19 protein-coding genes are annotated in these 18,239 nt (G+C 33.0%); 18 read left to right on the top strand and 1 reads right to left on the bottom strand.

The window, feature by feature from the left end; genetic code table 11:
- The 3 genes from ACIQ2S_RS04365 to ACIQ2S_RS04355 all read left to right on the top strand — a co-directional run.
- Nucleotides 1–1,799: Tex family protein (locus tag ACIQ2S_RS04365; RefSeq protein ID WP_396173166.1), on the top strand; the 1,799-nt coding region annotated here is incomplete at its 5' end.
- A gap of 20 nt (nucleotides 1,800–1,819) precedes the next feature.
- Entirely contained in the window at nucleotides 1,820–2,125 is a 306-nt protein-coding gene (locus ACIQ2S_RS04360) for a DUF6922 domain-containing protein (RefSeq protein ID WP_396173164.1), read from the top strand.
- An 8-nt stretch (nucleotides 2,126–2,133) separates the two neighbouring features.
- Nucleotides 2,134–2,694, top strand: a complete 561-nt coding sequence (locus tag ACIQ2S_RS04355) for a nucleotidyl transferase AbiEii/AbiGii toxin family protein (RefSeq protein ID WP_396173162.1) — start codon at nucleotides 2,134–2,136, stop codon at nucleotides 2,692–2,694.
- A gap of 65 nt (nucleotides 2,695–2,759) precedes the next feature.
- Here the strand turns inward: ACIQ2S_RS04355 and tatA are convergent, their stop codons facing one another.
- A complete protein-coding gene (gene tatA, locus ACIQ2S_RS04350) occupies nucleotides 2,760–2,960 on the bottom strand; it encodes a twin-arginine translocase TatA/TatE family subunit (protein WP_396173160.1) in 201 nt (66 codons plus the stop codon).
- 242 nt (nucleotides 2,961–3,202) lie between these two features.
- On the opposite strand from tatA, the gene ACIQ2S_RS04345 reads away from it, so the two are divergent.
- The 15 genes from ACIQ2S_RS04345 to ACIQ2S_RS04275 all read left to right on the top strand — a co-directional run.
- Nucleotides 3,203–4,003: a M23 family metallopeptidase gene (locus ACIQ2S_RS04345; protein ID WP_396173158.1), complete on the top strand. Its 801-nt coding sequence runs from the start codon at nucleotides 3,203–3,205 to the stop codon at nucleotides 4,001–4,003.
- Between the two features lies 1 nt (nucleotide 4,004).
- Nucleotides 4,005–5,537, top strand: coding sequence for a GH3 auxin-responsive promoter family protein (locus ACIQ2S_RS04340; RefSeq protein WP_396173154.1), 1,533 nt, complete (start codon nucleotides 4,005–4,007; stop codon nucleotides 5,535–5,537).
- A gap of 116 nt (nucleotides 5,538–5,653) precedes the next feature.
- On the top strand, nucleotides 5,654–7,345 hold the full coding sequence (locus tag ACIQ2S_RS04335; RefSeq protein WP_396173152.1) for a DUF6909 family protein: 1,692 nt from the start codon (nucleotides 5,654–5,656) through the stop codon (nucleotides 7,343–7,345).
- 5 nt (nucleotides 7,346–7,350) lie between these two features.
- Nucleotides 7,351–8,340 carry a hypothetical protein gene (locus ACIQ2S_RS04330; RefSeq protein WP_396173150.1) on the top strand — a complete coding sequence of 330 codons (990 nt, stop codon included), beginning with the start codon at nucleotides 7,351–7,353 and terminating at the stop codon, nucleotides 8,338–8,340.
- Between the two features lie 5 nt (nucleotides 8,341–8,345).
- Entirely contained in the window at nucleotides 8,346–9,203 is an 858-nt protein-coding gene (gene rfbA / locus ACIQ2S_RS04325; RefSeq protein WP_396173148.1) for a glucose-1-phosphate thymidylyltransferase RfbA, read from the top strand.
- Between the two features lie 137 nt (nucleotides 9,204–9,340).
- Nucleotides 9,341–9,892 (top strand): dTDP-4-dehydrorhamnose 3,5-epimerase, encoded by a 552-nt coding sequence (rfbC, locus tag ACIQ2S_RS04320; protein WP_396173144.1) that lies wholly within the window; start codon nucleotides 9,341–9,343, stop codon nucleotides 9,890–9,892.
- The gene (gene rfbD / locus ACIQ2S_RS04315; protein WP_396173142.1) at nucleotides 9,886–10,746 is read left to right on the top strand and encodes a dTDP-4-dehydrorhamnose reductase; all 861 of its coding nucleotides are present in this window, start codon (nucleotides 9,886–9,888) and stop codon (nucleotides 10,744–10,746) included. Before rfbC ends, rfbD begins: the two co-directional genes overlap by 7 nt.
- Nucleotides 10,743–11,804 (top strand): NAD-dependent epimerase/dehydratase family protein, encoded by a 1,062-nt coding sequence (locus tag ACIQ2S_RS04310; RefSeq protein WP_396173139.1) that lies wholly within the window; start codon nucleotides 10,743–10,745, stop codon nucleotides 11,802–11,804. The genes rfbD and ACIQ2S_RS04310 overlap by 4 nt, the downstream gene beginning before the upstream one ends.
- Before the next feature lie 2 nt (nucleotides 11,805–11,806).
- Nucleotides 11,807–13,708, top strand: coding sequence for a hypothetical protein (locus tag ACIQ2S_RS04305; RefSeq protein WP_396173136.1), 1,902 nt, complete (start codon nucleotides 11,807–11,809; stop codon nucleotides 13,706–13,708).
- 1 nt (nucleotide 13,709) lies between these two features.
- Nucleotides 13,710–14,771, top strand: a complete 1,062-nt coding sequence (locus ACIQ2S_RS04300) for an NAD-dependent epimerase/dehydratase family protein (protein WP_396173134.1) — start codon at nucleotides 13,710–13,712, stop codon at nucleotides 14,769–14,771.
- A 5-nt stretch (nucleotides 14,772–14,776) separates the two neighbouring features.
- Nucleotides 14,777–15,505 carry an FkbM family methyltransferase gene (locus ACIQ2S_RS04295; RefSeq protein WP_396173130.1) on the top strand — a complete coding sequence of 243 codons (729 nt, stop codon included), beginning with the start codon at nucleotides 14,777–14,779 and terminating at the stop codon, nucleotides 15,503–15,505.
- Nucleotides 15,502–16,245, top strand: coding sequence for a glycosyltransferase family 2 protein (locus ACIQ2S_RS04290; protein ID WP_396173128.1), 744 nt, complete (start codon nucleotides 15,502–15,504; stop codon nucleotides 16,243–16,245). The genes ACIQ2S_RS04295 and ACIQ2S_RS04290 overlap by 4 nt, the downstream gene beginning before the upstream one ends.
- A 40-nt stretch (nucleotides 16,246–16,285) precedes the next feature.
- A complete protein-coding gene (locus tag ACIQ2S_RS04285; protein ID WP_396173125.1) occupies nucleotides 16,286–16,837 on the top strand; it encodes a hypothetical protein in 552 nt (183 codons plus the stop codon).
- An 84-nt stretch (nucleotides 16,838–16,921) separates the two neighbouring features.
- Entirely contained in the window at nucleotides 16,922–17,734 is an 813-nt protein-coding gene (locus ACIQ2S_RS04280; RefSeq protein WP_396173123.1) for an FkbM family methyltransferase, read from the top strand.
- A gap of 49 nt (nucleotides 17,735–17,783) precedes the next feature.
- The coding region (locus tag ACIQ2S_RS04275) for an oligosaccharide flippase family protein (protein WP_396173121.1) at nucleotides 17,784–18,239 on the top strand (456 nt) is incomplete at its 3' end.

Raw genomic sequence — 18,239 nt, 5'->3', positions numbered from 1 at the left:
ATACCGCTCGCGAAAAAGGATTAGAGCCGTTGGCTAAAATCATCATGGCTCAAAATAGTGATGATATCGAGTTTATTGCTTCTAAGTATTTGAATGACAAAGTAGCCAATGAAGACGAAGCCTTGCAAGGAGCTCGCGACATCATTGCCGAATGGATCAATGAAAATAGTTTTATGCGTAAAAATCTGCGTCGTTTGTTTCAACGAAAAGCCATTGTTTCAACGAAAGTGGTGAAAAGCAAAAAAGATGATGAAAATGCTCAAAAGTTCAATCAATATTTTGATTGGGCGGAACCACTTTCTAAAGCACCTTCGCACCGGTTGCTGGCGATGCTTCGGGCAGAAGCGGAAGGCGTTGTAAAAATGAAAATTGAAATTGATTCCGAAGGTTCAGGAGCAGAAGCTCTGGAATTCATTGAAAATAATACTATTAAAAACAATAAAGAAACGGCACATCAACTAAAACTAGCCATCAAAGACAGTTATAAGCGATTGTTAGAACCGGCTATTTCTAATGAAACACTACAAGAATTTAAAATGAAAGCCGACGCGAAAGCGATTGATGTTTTTGCTCAAAATTTAAGTCAGTTATTGCTAGCTCCGCCTTTGGGAGAAAAGCGAATTTTGGCTATTGATCCAGGTTATCGTTCGGGTTGCAAAGTGGTTTGTTTGGATGAAAAAGGCGATTTGTTATACAATGAAACGATTTATCCGCATCCACCACAAAATGAAAATGCGATGGCGATGAAAAAAATCCGTTCGATGGTGAATGCATACAATATTGAAGCGATATCTATTGGAAACGGAACAGCCAGTCGTGAAACAGAAATTTTCCTTAAAAAAATTGCCTTCGACAAACCAGTTCAAGTATTTGTGGTTTCAGAAGCCGGTGCATCCGTTTATTCCGCGTCTAAAATTGCACGGGAAGAATTTCCAAGTTATGATGTCACGGTTCGCGGTTCTGTTTCCATCGGAAGACGACTTTCCGATCCATTGGCGGAGTTGGTAAAAATTGATGCAAAATCCATCGGTGTCGGACAATACCAGCACGATGTAGATCAAACGAAGTTGAAAGAAGAGTTGGACTCAGTGGTGGTTCGATGTGTAAATTCTGTGGGAGTAAATTTAAATACCGCTAGTAAATCCTTATTGAGTTATGTTTCTGGCATTGGTGAAAAAATGGCTGAAAACATTGTTGCGTTCCGACAAGAAAACGGACCCTTTGAAGACAGAAAGCAATTGAAAAAAGTCCCCCGATTAGGCGAAAAAGCCTATCAACAAGCAGCGGCATTTATTCGCATACAAAATGGAAAAAATCCGTTGGACAATTCAGCTGTTCATCCGGAAGCCTATGCTATTGTAGAAAAAATGGCGAAAGAGTTGAAAATTTCGTTAACTGATTTAATTGGAAATAAAGAGAAAATTGCTTTGATAAAATCTGAAAATTACACCAATGAAACCATCGGAATTTTAGGAATCAAAGACATTTTAAAAGAACTCGAAAAACCCGGATTAGACCCAAGAAAATCAGCAAAGGTTTTTGAATTTGACCCAAATGTCAAAAAAATGTCCGATTTGAGAACCGGAATGATTTTGCCAGGAATTGTCAATAACATTACTGCTTTTGGTTGTTTTGTGGATATTGGATTAAAAGAAAGCGGTTTGGTTCATATTTCACAATTGAAAGCCGGATTTGTATCGGACGTGAATGAAGTGGTGAAATTGCATCAACACGTGCAAGTAAAAGTGGTTGAGGTGGATGAGGTTAGAAAAAGAATTCAGTTGACGATGGTGTTGTAAAAACAATTAACTTTGTTACCATGAACAAACCCATTACTATAGCCGATTTTTCGCAACATCTTTTTTGGGATGTTGATTTGGATGGATTTGATTTCAATCAACACAAAAACTTTTTTATCCAAAGAGTTTTAGAATACGGAAAAATGAAGGATTGGAAATTAATCAAAGAATTGTATGGAATGGAAGCCATAAAGATAGCCGCTTTAAACGCAAGGTCTTTAGATGCCGTCACACTTTCATTTGTTTCAACAATTTTTCAAATAGACAAAACCGAATTTAGATGCTACAAACACAGACAGTTGTTCCCGAACTTATGGAACTCTTAAGAAAACTCATGAAAGTTGAAGAATTCTCTAATTTTTATCTTGTCGGTGGCACATCTTTATCCTTGCAAATAGGTCATAGAAATTCAATTGATATTGATTTATTTGGTAATCAAAACATCGATTCGGATTTATTTATATCAATTTTGATTGATTTTGGGAAGACAGAAGTTTCAAAAAGTTCAAAAAACATTTTAATAACGGATGTGTCAGGAATTAAAGTAGATTTTGTTAATTATCAGTACAAACTTTTAGATGAGCCCATTGAAATTGAAGGAATTCGAATGGTATCCAAGAAGGATATTGCAGCCATGAAATTAAACGCTATTGCCGGAAGGGGCTCAAAAAAGGATTTTATTGATTTGTACTATTTATTAGATGAATTTTCCCTGAAAGAAATGGTAGATTTTTATTCGCAAAAATATTTTGACGGGTCAGAATTTATGGTTGTAAAAAGTCTTTCTTATTTTGAAGAAGCAAATGAACAACCACAACCTCAAATGATGAAAAGTTCGTTCAACTGGGAAACTTGTAAACAGAAAATCAGCAACGAAGTCATCAAACTTCAATAAAAAATTCCAAAGCCCAATCGTATTAATTGGAATTTGGAATTTTTTTTATTGGAATTTTTTAAAAGTTATTCCTTTTTATCCTCTTCTTTTTTAGCATCAGCAGGTTGGTCTTCCTTTGCCGCATTTTTAAATTCTTTAATTCCGCTTCCTAATCCTCTCATTAACTCCGGGATTTTTTTACCTCCAAAAAGCAATAATAAAACCACCACAATTAAAATTACCTGTGGCACTCCAATCATTCCTAAAAAAATAAACAATGCATTCATAATTTCTATTGAATTTATTGGACAAAGGTACTAATTAAATTATTACTTGTTCCAATTGCCTTATAATTATTCGTTAAATGTCACGTTAAAGTCAGCTTTTGAAGTGATAAAGTCGAAAAAAGGGACTTTTAAAAGAAGGTTTAATTACTATATTTGTAGTACAATTTGAACCTATGTCGGAAAAAAGACTGAAGAGACAAAAATTTAGAAAACAACTGTTTAACAAAAGGCGACTGGTTGTTTTGAACGAAGACACATTCGAAGAAATATTTTCATTAAAATTAAATTTGATGAATGTGTTTGTAGTGGTAACAATTTCATCCATATTATTGATAGGAATAACAACGTATATTATTGCATTTACCCCATTACGAGAGTATATTCCCGGTTATGCTTCGACCAAATTAAAAAGGGAGGCCACTATTTTAGCCGTAAAATCAGATTCATTAGAATTAGAAGTGAAGAGAAATGAAGCCTATATTGAATCCATAAAAAAAATTTTAACCGGCGATTTGGAGTATGCTCAGTTCAATAAAGATTCAATTATTTCTGCAGAAGTACTAGAAACGGAAAAGTTAAAGTTAGAAGCAGCAGCCGAAGAAATGAAGCTTCGAGATCAAGTTGCATTAGAAGATAAATACAATTTATTTGAAAAAGCAGAATCCAAAGTTGAGTTGGTTCTTTTTCCACCAGCCAAAGGACATGTTACCGAAAAATACAGTTCTAAGAACAAACATTTTGCAGTGGACATTGCTTTAGCAAAAGACACTCCCATAAAATCAGTTGCCAACGGTACAGTAATTTTTGCTGATTGGACACCTTCCACAGGAAATGTGATCATTGTAAAACACAAAAACGATATTATTTCTGTATACAAACACGCTTCGTCACTCACCAAAAACCAAGGAGACGTTGTTCGAACAGGAGAAGTGATTGCTTTGGCAGGATCAACAGGAAGGGAATCCACGGGAATTCATTTACATTTTGAACTGTGGAAAGACGGTTATCCAATAGACCCCAACCAATATATAGATTTCGAATAAGATGTCAGCAAAGTCACAAGCAGCCAAACTTTTCGCAAAAATCATTCATAAAAAAACTCAAAAGTGGGCAAGAAATCCAATTCAAACCCAACAAAAAGTACTTGAAGATTTAATTAAGCAAGCCGCTCAAACGCAGTTTGGAAAAGATCATCATTTTGAATCCATCCAAACGTATGAAGATTTTGCGAAACATGTTCCCGTCAGAGATTATGAAGATATAAAATCGTATATCGATCGCGTGGTTCAAGGAGAGGAAAATATATTATGGAAAGGAAAACCGCTTTATTTTGCTAAAACCTCTGGAACAACTTCAGGAGCAAAATACATTCCACTTACCAAAGAATCCATTCCTTTTCATATTGAAGCAGCAAGAAATGCAATTTTAAGTTACATTCATGAAACAGGAAATGCGGATTTTGTAGATGGGAAAATGATTTTTTTGCAAGGAAGTCCGATTTTAGAAGAAAAATACGGAATTAAATTTGGAAGGCTTTCTGGAATTGTCGCCCATTTTGTTCCAAAATACCTGCAAAAAAATCGATTACCCTCTTGGGAAACCAATTGTATCGAAGATTGGGAAACTAAAGTTGATGCGATTGTGGAGGAAACCATTCACCAAAATATGACTGTGATTTCCGGAATTCCAAGTTGGGCACAAATGTATTTTGAAAAATTGCATGAAAAAGGGAATATAAAAGTAGGTGACATTTTTAAAAAATTCAATTTGTTTATCTATGGAGGAGTGAATTACGAACCTTATCGGGCAAAATTTGAAAATTTAATCGGCAGAAAAGTAGATAGTATCGAACTTTTTCCAGCGTCGGAAGGATTTTTTGCTTATCAAGATTCACAGAAAGAAAAAGGAATGTTGCTGCTTTTGAATTCCGGAATCTTTTACGAATTTATCAAAGCCGATGATTTTTTTTCAGCTGATTATAAAAGATATACCATTGGCGAAGTGGAATTAGGTATCAATTATGTATTGATCATATCTACTAATGCCGGTCTTTGGGGATATAATATTGGAGATACCGTTCAATTTACCAGCCTAAAACCATATCGCATTATTGTATCCGGCCGTATTAAACATTTTATATCCGCTTTTGGCGAGCATGTAATTGGTAAAGAAGTGGAAGCAGCTTTGCAGGAAGCGGTTGCAGGAACAACCGTTCGCGTAAACGAATTTACCGTTGCACCACAAATCACACCAACAGATGAATTACCCTATCACGAATGGTTTATTGAATTTGAAAACAAACCGGATGATTTTGAATCATTTGCATTGAAAATTGATGGTGCCATGCGGAAGCAAAATAGTTATTACGACGATTTAATTGTTGGAAAAGTACTGCGAACTTTAAAAGTTACTTCCGTAGAGAAAAACGGTTTTCAAAACTATATGAAATCAATAGGTAAATTGGGTGGACAAAATAAAGTTCCACGGTTGAGTAATGATCGGAAAATTGTGGATGAATTGGAGAGCAAAGAAAATAGAACAAAGAAAATAGAATATAGAAAAACGCTGAAGGGATAAGATTTTTAATGAAATTCTTTTTGTTAGTAAGATAGAACCAGCTATGAATTCAACCGTAACCAACTAAAAAATAAAAACCTAAATTTGCCAACAAATCAATAGGTTTTAAAATAATAATGAAAGAACCAAAAAATAGTTCCCGATCAAGAGCCCAAGAGTCGTCTGCGGCAATTGAGCGATTATATATTACCATGCGTCACCTGTTCAATCGTGGTTTTTACAAACCAATGGGAGTTTCCGGTGATACTTTGCGTGAAGCGTTACTTTTATTGCGACCTGAAATTTACGGTTCTATTGCCGAAGAAAAAGTAGAACTTAACGGCTTACTTTACGTGATTGAGCGACTGCCGGTAGGTATTGAAGAGTGTCGTTTTATCAACTTAACTTCGGAAGAAGGATACTCCAAATCGCATTTTCAAGCCATCGTTCCTCCCAAAAGAAAACGAAATTGTTACCGTATTGATGAAGAACAAATGAATGTGGAAATCACTCGCGGCCGATCGGACATCTATGATATTTTGACCCATTTGACTTTTATTTTCATTGAATCACATAAAATTAAAGACCGCATTTTATTAGACGAAAGCAACCATGAGGTCACTCGTGATTGGGAGAAATTGGAAGAAGCAGTCCTCTTAAACAAGAAGCTTTCCCAAATTGACAAGGAAAAAGCAGTTTCGCACGCTGCAAATATCTTGGGTAGATCTTTTTCGGACGTTATTGAAATTTACGATGATTTTGGTACGAAAGAAAAACCGGATCGCTTTTTACACGTTATTTATTGGTTGGGAAAATTAGCGATTGAAGAAGTCATTCACAACAATAAACGCACAATTACGTTTAGTCCTATTTTAAGAGAACGATTAGGACATCACATTCATGGAGAAATTTGGGCAACATCCATTAAAGAAATGCTGTTGAAAAAGGAATTAATCAATAGACCTATTCACATTATAAGTGCAAATATGCACAGTGTGATGAATTCAATTTTTGCCAAACAAACATTTGGAGCCAAATATAAAGGAAAAGAGGCATTTGCATTATTTGAAGATTTGAGTAAATCGGGAGCCAATGACATTCGTGATAAAGTTCAAAAAATTGCCGAACAACAGGGAATGATTTCCATTCCTGATCAATCGGGAACAAATATTGACGTGCAGATTTTTGATACAGCAAAAATAGATTTTTCTAAAACCGATTTTTCAAACGCTACTTTTAGTGAAGAAAAACCTGTTTTGATTGTGATGGATTATGCTTTTGGCGAACAAGCTTATGAAACGATTGACGAATTGCTGAAACCATTTAAAACTGAAAAAGACAAGTATTTTTTAAATGTAGAATCCGTTTCTATCATGGGGAAAGCCGGTATTTTAGAAGGTTCTAAAGGGGATATCATGATTCCAAATGCACATGTAAATGAAGGAACGGCGGATAATTACCCTTTTGAAAATCAACTAACGAAAGAACAGTTCGAAGGTTTCGGAATTGATCTTTATGCAGGTCCAATGGTAACTGTTTTGGGAACATCACTTCAAAATAAGGATCTTTTGAAGTTTTTGCATGAATCAACTTGGGGAGTTATTGGTCTGGAAATGGAAGGAGCTCATTATCAAAAAGCAATTCAATCGGCTTCAAAAATCAGAAAGAGTATCCATCCAAACGTCAAAGTTCGTTATGCTTATTATGCATCAGATAACCCTTTGGAAACAGGAAGTACTTTGGCTTCGGGTGGTTTAGGGACTACAGGTGTAAAACCAACGTATTTAATTACGATTAAAATTTTAGAACAACTATTTACAATAAACTAAGCAACATGAGTTCAAACCAACCACAACAAACAGATAATCAGGAAATTGATTTGGGACAAATTTCGAAGAAAGTTTCCGAAGGATTTGAATCGTTATCAACAGCTATTTTTCGCGGAATTTTATTTTTGAAAAGAAATTTAATCTGGATTATTAGCCTCTTTGTAATTGGAGCCGGAGTGGGGTATTATTTAGATAAAACAACAAATGTTTACGATCATAAATTAATTGTAACGCCAAATTTTGGCTCAGCGGACCATTTATATGCGAAAGTGGAACAATTGAATGCAAAAATTAAAGAAGACGATACGCTGTTCTTAAAAAAAATTGGCATTCAAGACACAAAGAAACTGTCCAAAATTGAAATTGATCCAATCATAGACGTATATCAATTTATTGATAATAATGCAGAAAATTTTGAGTTAATAAAGCTAATGGCGGAAGATGGGAACATGGAAAAAATATTAAAAGATAAAATTACAAGTAAAAATTATCCCTATCATTTGATTTCATTTACAACACTTAAAGCAACTACCCAACAAAAAACATTGCAACCCATTTTGGATTTTTTAAACGATTCTGATTATTTCAAAAAACTACAAACAGAAGTAATCAATAACACAGAAATAAAAATGAAATATAACGAGCAAATACTTTCTCAAATTGATGATATTTTAAATGAGTTTTCTAGTTCTTTAGATGCTTCTGCGTTAAAAAGTGATCGTTTGGTCTACTACAACAATGAAAATACGCAACTAAATGATGTATTGAAAACCAAAGAAGGCTTAATTTATGACCAGAGTCAGTTAAGAATCAGTAAAATCAATAGTGACAAAATTATAAAAGACATTAGTAATACGCTCAATATCAAAAACAGAAAAATAACCAATAGTAAACTTAAATTTATTTTACCAATCCTTTTTGTATTCGGATTTATTGCAGTTGGTGCTTTTTTCCGTTTTTATAAAAGACAACAACTAAAAATGACCGAAGCATAATTAGTATGAAAGGAATTATTTTAGCCGGAGGATCCGGGACAAGATTACACCCGTTAACATTAGCGGTTAGCAAACAATTAATGCCTATTTACGACAAACCGATGATTTATTATCCGTTATCAACCTTAATGTGGGCGGGGATTAATGAAATTTTGATTATTTCAACACCTCATGATCTACCGTTGTTTCGTCAACTTTTAGGCGATGGAAGTAAGTTAGGTTGTCGTTTTGAATATGCCGTGCAAGAACATCCCAATGGTTTAGCAGAGGCTTTTATCATAGGAAATAAATTTGTTGGAAACGATAAAGTAGCTTTAATTCTTGGCGATAATATTTTCTACGGAACCGGTTTAGCTGAATTACTTCAAAAAAATAATGATCCGGATGGCGGAATTATTTACGCTTACCACGTTTTGGATCCGGAACGTTATGGTGTCGTTGATTTTGATGCAAATGGAAAAGTATTGTCAATTGAAGAAAAACCGGAAAAACCTAAATCAAATTACGCAGTTCCTGGAATTTATTTTTATGATAATTCCGTACTGGAAATAGCAGCAAACATCAAACCCAGTCATCGAGGTGAATTGGAAATAACCGATGTAAACAAAGAATATTTAAATCGAGGAAATCTTCAAGTGAGCATACTCGACAGAGGAACGGCTTGGTTAGACACGGGTACTTTTCAATCGCTAATGCAAGCCGGACAATTTGTTCAGGTAATTGAAGAGCGTCAAGGTTTAAAAATTGGAGCCATCGAAGAAGCCTCTTACCGAATGGGTTTCATCGATGCCAATCAATTGAAGAAAATTGCAGAACCATTACTAAAAAGTGGCTACGGCATTCATTTAATGAGTTTAATTTAAAATTTTAAACCAGACGGTTAGATTTTAGAACACTGATTTTAAAAATAAGAGAAATTTTAAAAAATATTTTTTCAGATTTTACAAATTACTTAAATCTGTGTTCAAATAAGTTTTAATTCTATGGAATATAACCAACGATGAAATTTACAGAAACTAAACTGCAAGGTTGTTTTATTTTAGAACCGAACGTCATTCGAGACGAACGAGGTTATTTTATGGAAAGTTTTAACGAACGAACTTTTCAAAATGCCTTGGAACAATCCGTACATTTTGTTCAGGATAACCAATCGTTTTCAACGCAAGGCGTTTTAAGAGGTTTACACTACCAAACGGGTGAGTTTGCTCAGGCAAAGTTGGTTCGTGTGATTCAAGGAGCAGTTTTAGATGTGGCTGTTGATATACGACCGGGTTCTAAAACCTTTGGGCAATATGAAGCAGTGGTTTTATCAGCTGAAAACCAAAAGCAGTTTTTTGTTCCCAGAGGTTTTGCTCATGGTTTTTTGGTTTTGAGTGAAACAGCCACTTTTTTTTATAAATGCGATAATTTTTACAACAAAGAATCGGAAGGTGGAATTATTTTTAACGATGATTCCATTGGAATCGACTGGAATTTCGATCTAGATCAACTAATCATTTCCGAAAAAGATACCCAATTACCCACCTTAGCAAACGCCAAGAAAGCATGGTAGTTTTAGTTACAGGAGCGGGCGGACAATTAGGCCAAAGTTTGCAATTTATTGCACCGAATTTTCCTGATATTCAGTTTGTTTTTTGTGATTCAAGTACGTTGGACATAACCAATTTGAACAACGTTAAACAATTATTTAAACAATTTAAACCAAATTTTTGTATCAATGCAGCAGCTTATACAGCCGTTGATAAAGCAGAAAGCGAACCGGAAAAAGCCTATTTAATTAATGTGGTTGGAGCGAAAAATTTAGCTACCGTTTGCAAAGAATTTGATACTATTTTACTCCATATTTCAACCGATTTTGTCTTTGACGGAACTAAAAACACACCGTATACAGAAGAAGATATCCCCAATCCAAAAGGAGTTTACGGACAAACCAAATTGGACGGAGAGCAAGCTATTCAGGAAATCTGGCACAAACATTTCATCATCCGAACTTCTTGGGTGTATTCGCAGTTTGGAAACAATTTTATGAAAACCATGCTACGTTTGGCTTCGGATAGAGATAAAATATCAGTCGTAAACGATCAAATTGGTACCCCAACAAATGCAGTAGATTTGGCAGAAGTGTTGGTGAAGATTTGCACTTCCATCTTCCATCTTCCATCTTCCAAACTCTTCGGCATCTACAACTTCTCCAACGAAGGTCAATGCAGTTGGTATTTTTTCGCAAAAAAAATCTTCGAATTCAACAACATAAAAATCAATTTGGAACCCATTCCAACCACTAGTTTTCCCACACCTGCAAAACGACCTGCTTATAGTGTTTTGGATAAGAGTAAAATTAAGAATACATTTGGTGTGGAAGTAAAGTATTGGGAAACGAGTTTAAAAGAAATAGAAAAGAAATGAAAATAGTTGTAACTGGTGGTGCAGGTTTTGTTGGTTCAACATTGTGTATTCAGTTAAAAAACAAATACCCTAACTATAAAATTGTAGCTTTTGATAATTTGAAACGAAGGGGTTCAGAGCTAAATTTAAAAGATTTTCAAAAATCGGGCATTGAATTTATTCATGGAGATATTAGAAACAATGAAGATATTTTAGCTATTGGAGAGTTTGATGTTTTAGTTGAAGCATCTGCAGAACCATCGGTAACTGCAGGATTAGATTCTGATCCAACCTATGTAATTAATAACAATTTATACGGTTCAATCAATTGTTTTAATGCTTGTTTGAGACATAATGCTAAACTTATTTTTCTTTCTACCAGTAGAGTGTATCCTATAGAAACTATTGAAAAGGCTAACTTTATAGAGGAAGAAACCCGATTTTCTTTTGCTGAAAATCAAGAAAGCGAAGGGATTTCCAACCAAGGAATTTCTGAAAAATTAAGTCTAGAAGGTGCACGATCGTTTTATGGCACAACAAAGTTAGCTTCGGAATTATTTATTCAGGAATATGCTGCTTTTTACGGATTACAAGCAGCAATTACCAGATTTGGTGTTATTGCAGGTCCCAGACAAATGGGTAAAACAGATCAGGGAGTTGTTACCCTTTGGATGGCAAAGCACTATTGGAATCAATCGCTAAAATACATTGGTTATGGCGGTACAGGAAAGCAAGTGCGAGATATTCTTCATGTGGATGATTTAATTGATTTGATTGATTTGCAAATTCACCAAATTGAAAAGTTTACAGGTAAGATTTTTAATGTCGGTGGTGGACTGGAAAATAGTGCTTCATTACTCGAAATGACGGCTATTTGTGAAAAAATTACGGGAAATAAAATCACAATAGGTTCTGAAAAACTTACTCGACCAGCAGATTTGCGAATGTACGTTACAGATATCACTTTGATTGAAAGAGAAATTGGCTGGAAACCTAAAAAATCAGTGGAACAAGTTTTTGAAGATATTTATCATTGGATTAAAGAAAATGAAAATCAATTGGAATCAATATTAAAATAATAATGAGCTCTTTATCCTATATTTTTAAAGAAAAAGTTACAATTACTGGAATTTTTATCGCGTTCATAGGAGCATACTTGCTTATTCCTAATTATTTTGATGCTAATATTTTTTCTTTACAAGCATCCCAAGACTTATGGATGTCTTTAGATCCGTCGTGGGGTATAGCTTTAAATTATGTTGAGTTAAAAAACCTTACATGGGGAACAGATGTTGCTTTTACTTACGGGCCATTAGCTCATTTATGCACTAGAGTGGGCTGGGGAGAAAACAAATATTCTTTTTTGATTTTCGATTTATTTGTTTTTATCAATTATTTTTTGCTCTTTTTTATTTCTTTTAAAAGGAGTCAAAATAAAATAATAACAACTTTAGTAATTATTTTAATATGCCTTTTTTTTCCTTTGTGGTTTGGAAGTGCTCACGCTTTAATATTGATGGCTATTCTTGTGTTTTGGATTAGATTAAGTTTAGATAGTCCGAAACCAATTTATTATCTTTTTCAAATTCTGATTATCACACTGTTGTTTTACATCAAGTTTAATACAGGCTTAATTTCTTTTCCGTTATTTTTTGCCGGGATTCTATGTAATTTAATTAATAAAAAAGGAAACAAATTTTATTTATTAACCTACTTAATTTTGCCGATATTATTGATATTGGCCTTTTCAATTCCTTTAAATGTTTCTATTATCGATTATATAAAATCCGGAGTAGAAATAGTTTCAGGTTATAATGATGTTATGTTTTTAGACAATCAAATTGATGGAAGTTATCTCTATGTAGTAGTTTTTGTTTTAATTTTAGTGGGTTTAATTTTAGTAAATGTTTATTCAAATAAAAGTAAAGATTGGGTAAAGATTTTAACAGTTTTATTTTTATTTGGGACATCGCTATTTGTGCTTTACAAACAGGCTTTTGTAAGAGCAGATGTCGGCCATATTAGAGACTTTTTTATCTATGTACCCTTACTGGTTTTATGTAATTTAGATTTACACGAATATTTGAAAAATAAAATTCTAAAAATTTCATTTGTTTTTGCATTGGCAGTACCATTTTATTTTTTATTTGTAGATCAAGATTTAAAACTTGAGATTAAATCGAAGTTTTCAAAATCAGAATATTATTCAAGATTTAAATCTTTCAATCCAACACCCTGTAATTTTTTGACACCAAGTAATTCTATTTTACCGTTAACTGTCATAAATAAAATTGGAACAAATACTGTTGATGTTTATCCTTGGAATATTCAACTGTTATTAGAAAATAAATTAAATTATACTCCAAGACCTATTTTGCAGTCGTATACAGTATATACGCCATATTTGGAACAAATGGACTTTGAGTTTTATAATTCATCTCAAGCCCCCGAATTTGTAATATATGATTTCGCCGCAATTGACGGAAGATATCCACTATTTGACGAATCTAAAGTAAATCTTGCATATATTAAAAATTATAATGTTGCAGAATTATTTGATTTTGAAGGAAGAAAAGTAGCCTTACTTCAAAAAAATTCAGATTTTAAACCAATTAAATTTGAAAAAGTTAAAGAGTATGCCATGTTTCTAGATACACCGTTAGTTCCTAAAAAGGATATCTATTACGAAGTAGGAATTTACAACAACTTAAAGGGAAAAATAGTGTCTATTTTCCAACACGCTCCTGAAATTAGATTAGAAATCAAATTAAAAGATGCAACTATAAGAGAATTCAGAACATCAAAATTATTATTGGAGACCGGCTTATTCTCAGATAAATTTATAGCTAATACATCAGAGTTTATTTCATTATTTAATGCACTAAACGAGAATCAGGATATAAAATATTATAACTTTAAGCCGTTAAATAATTCATTATTTAAAGACAAAATCAGAATAACAGAATATAAAATTGTACAGTAAAATGAATATATGCATTATCACAGGTTCCTCAGGACTTATTGGAAGTGAATCAGTAGCTTTTTTTGCTGAGAAATTTGATAAAATTATTGGGATAGACAACAATATGCGTCAAGTGTTTTTTGGAGCTAATGCTTCAACAGAATGGAATACGCAAAAATTAATTAAAGGTGTGCCAAATTTTGAACACCATGCAATTGACATTCGAAATGTAGAAGCGTTGGAACAATTGTTTTCTAAATATAACGCGGATATTAAATTAATTGTCCATACTGCTGCTCAACCCAGTCATGATTGGGCTGCAAGGGAACCTTTAACCGATTTTACAGTGAATGCAAACGGAACATTAAATTTATTAGAAATGACACGTTTGCATGCTCCGGAAGCTACATTTATTTTTACATCAACAAATAAAGTATATGGCGATACACCCAATTATTTGCCTTTGGTTGAGTTAGAAAAAAGATGGGAAATTGATCAATCGCATCCTTATTATAAGGAAGGAATTGATGAATTCATGAGTATCGATCAAACCAAGCATTCCTTGTTTGGAGCATCAAAAGTGGCGGCCGATGTGTTGGTTCAGGAATACGGAAAATATTTTGGAATGAATACCGGAGTGTTTCGAGGGGGTTGCTTAACAGGCCCCAATCATTCAGGAACACAATTGCATGGATTTTTATCGTACCTAATGAAATGTGCTATTACCGGAGATAAATACACGGTTTTTGGGTACCAAGGGAAACAAGTCCGTGATAATATTCACTCCTGGGATTTGGTTAATATGTTTTGGCATTTTTATCAAAACCCAAAAAAGGGCGAAGTTTATAACGCGGGCGGTGGGCGACATTCCAATTGTTCCATGGCAGAAGCGATTGAATTGTGTGAAAAAATTACCGGTAAACCCATGAACTACGAATATTCTGAAACCAATAGAATAGGTGATCATATTTGGTGGATTAGTGATGTTTCAAAATTCAAATCACATTACCCCAATTGGTCATGGAAATATGATATAAATGATATTTTGACTCAAATTTATCAAGCTACAATTAACAAAGCATAATAATAATGAGTAGTAGATCCAGATTAGTTCAAAAGTTGATTCATATTAATGAAGCAATTTTCTTTTATCCAAAACTCAAGAAATTTTACAAAACCCATTTAAATCAAAACAGAATCAATATAATTGATGTGGGTGCCAATAAAGGGCAATCCATTGATTTTTTTTTAAAAATCAATAAAAATGCTACCATAAATTCATTTGAACCAAACAAAAAGTTGTTTCATTTGTTACAAAACAAATACAAAACAAATACAAACATTACAATTCACAATTTAGGGTTGAGTAATGTTAAAGGAGAATTGATTTTTCATGAGAATGTAATGGACGAAACGTCTTCTTTTGAAGAGTTAAATTTTGAATCAAAATACTTAGAAAAGAAAGCAAAAGTATTAGGGGTTACAAAAGAAAATATTATTGTAGATAATTATAAAGTTGAGGTAATCCGATTAAGTGATTTTTTAAAAGATAACACTAACATAGGGTTCGATGTTTTAAAAATTGATGTCGAAGGACATGAATTACAATGCTTGCAAGGGTTGTTTCAAGAAGAAAGTGGGGTTTTGCCAATCAGATTTATTCAGTTAGAAAGTCATAATGATGATATGTATTTAAATAATAATCAACACCAAGAAATAGAAAACATATTATTCAAAAACGATTTTGAAAAGTGTATTACCATTAAACATGGTTTTGGAGATTTTGCAGAAATAATATATGAGAATAAAAGTAAATGAAACTTAGTATCGTAATACCCGCCTATAACGAAGAAGAGTCAATCACTGAAACTATTGACCAAATAGAAGAAGCGTTATCAAAAGTCAGCATTGACCATGAAATTTTTATTGTGAATGACAATTCCAAAGACAATACGTTAGAAGTTTTAGAGCAATTGGCTCAAAAATACACTGCTGTAAAATATGGAACAAATCTAGGCCCGAATGGTTTTGGTTATGCGGTTCGATATGGTCTAGAACGTTATACTGGTGATTGCGTAGCTGTGATGATGGCCGATTTATCAGACTCACCCTATGATTTGATTCGTTTTTATACCAAAATGGTTGAAGGTAATTATGATTGTGTTTTTGGGAGCAGATTTATAAAGGGAGGAAAAGTTATTGATTATCCCATCCTTAAAAAAATTATTAATAGACTTGCCAATTATATAATTAAAGCGACCATGCGTATAAAGTATAACGATACTACCAACGCTTTTAAATTATATAAAAGAGAAGTTATTGATGGAGTAAAGCCCATTTTATCACCCCATTTTAACTTAACTATTGAATTACCTTTAAAAGCAATTATTCGAGGTTATTCGTATACAGTTGTGCCAAATTCATGGACAAACAGAAAATATGGCGTTTCAAAATTGAAGATTAGAGAAATGGGAAGTCGGTATTTTTTTATATTGGTCTACTGCTTTGTCGAAAAATATTTCTCTAGAGGCGATTTTAAAAGAAAAAATTTGATTTAGTAGAAAAAATAACTATAAATTTGCCAAAAATTTTAAATAAATGAAATCAAAAATTATTACAACAATAGCTGTTTTATCCTTATTTTTTGTAGGATGTAAAAACGAAAAATCTTTAGATTCTTTAGAGGTAGTTAAGCCTGAAGAAGTAATAGAAACAAATTTTAAAGTTACATTAGATGTAATTGTTAAAAAAGATGATGATTTGAGTTTATTTTATACGGAAGATGGCTCAATAGATTTTTCAAAAATACCGCCAATATGGATGGGAGTTAAGGGTAGTGAAACTTCACAAAAAGTAGTTTTTAATCTTCCTGAAGGTGTAAAACCAACGCAGTTTAGAATTGATTTTGGAATGAATGAAGCTCAGGAAGATATTGTATTTGAGAGTATAACAATGGATTATATTGGAAAAAGCAGAGTTATAGGTCGTCCGGAATTAGTTTCATTCTTTAGAGCAGATGATTCAAAATGTACTTTTGACCATGTAACAGGTGTAATTAAAGCATTAGTAAAAGATGGCAAAAGACAATATCCTTCACTTTATCCTCATGAGACAATGCTTTTACCAGAGATTGAAAAATTAATGAACTAATCACATCAAAATTCATAAAAATGCTATTCGTTATCAGTTGTAATGAATAGCATTTTCTTATTTTTGCTTTTCAAGTAGCCTCTAATGCGTAGACTCAAAATACTTTTCTTTTGGATTTTTGTAAATAAAAACAATGTAAGTTTTAAAGAACTCCTTCAGTTTTTAACAAAGCCAAAAATCAATGCCATTGCAAAGCAGCATATCAAAAACATTCATTTGAATGAAGAATATGAAGTATCGTTTAAGGCATTTCCACATAAACTTTTTTGGCCCCAAAACTTTACTGTAAACAGACTCGATCAAGTGGTTGCCGAAACTTTTGATCCCATGGATTGGCATTTTTATCAAAAGGAAAAAACTACTATAGAAAAAGGTGAACTATTATTAGATATTGGAACTGCAGAAGGCTTGTTTCCTTTAAGTGTTGTAGACACTTGTAGTCATATTTATATGGTGGAACCAAGTACAACATTTCATAAATGTTTGAACAAATCATTTTCAAATCACTTAGATAAAGTAACAATTTTTAATACAGCCATTGGTAATGAAGATGGCACGATCACATTTAATGAAGACTCTTTAGATGGAATGATAGCAGAGGTAAAAAATGATGCTCAGTTAATGAGCATCAATAAAGTGGATACACTATTTAAAAACGGAGAAAAAATTACCTATTTAAAAGCTGACATTGAAGGCTTTGAAGCGGAGATGTTAAAAGGTGCGGAACAGACCATTAAACGGAACAAACCTAAAATTGCTATCACGACTTATCATACTCAGAATGATCCAGAAGAAATCATTGGTTTAATTACAGGATTTGTTCCGGAATACAAGTATTATATCAAGGGAATCTACGAAAAAACACCTAAACCGGTGATGATACATTTCTGGATATAACCTTTTAATTTCCGTTTAAATTTAGTTTCTTTGAGAGATTAATTCTGCTATGAAAATAAAGGAAGCTATATTTTCTCTCAATCCCAATCAGCTCAAAAATTTTTCTATTTATGGGTTTGGACAGTTTATCAATTTAGTAAGTCCGTTATTGGTAACTCCTTATTTAATTTATGTTTGTGGCATTCAAAATTTTGGAAAAATAGGTTTAGGAATTTCCATTGCATTTTTTTTGATTTTAATTGTTGATTATGGGACAGACATCACTGGCGTTAAAAATATTTCAATAAACAGGGGAAATAACAAAGCATTAGGAAAGCTATTTTCTACCATATTTATAACCAAATTGTTTTTGTTTCTTTTGGTTTTGATTTTTTCAACTATTTTATTTCTTACAGTTCCTTTTTTATATCAGGAAAAAACGTTGCTTTTTTTAAGTTTATCAATTGTTTTGGGGCAGCTTTTTAATCCAACCTGGTTTCTTCAGGGAACAGAAAATTATAAATCA

This window comes from Flavobacterium sp. (assembly GCF_044371705.1).
Classification (GTDB): Bacteria; Bacteroidota; Bacteroidia; order Flavobacteriales; family Flavobacteriaceae; genus Flavobacterium.
Note: the sequence above shows the minus strand (reverse complement) of the source record. Positions and strands in the feature narration are given on the sequence as shown.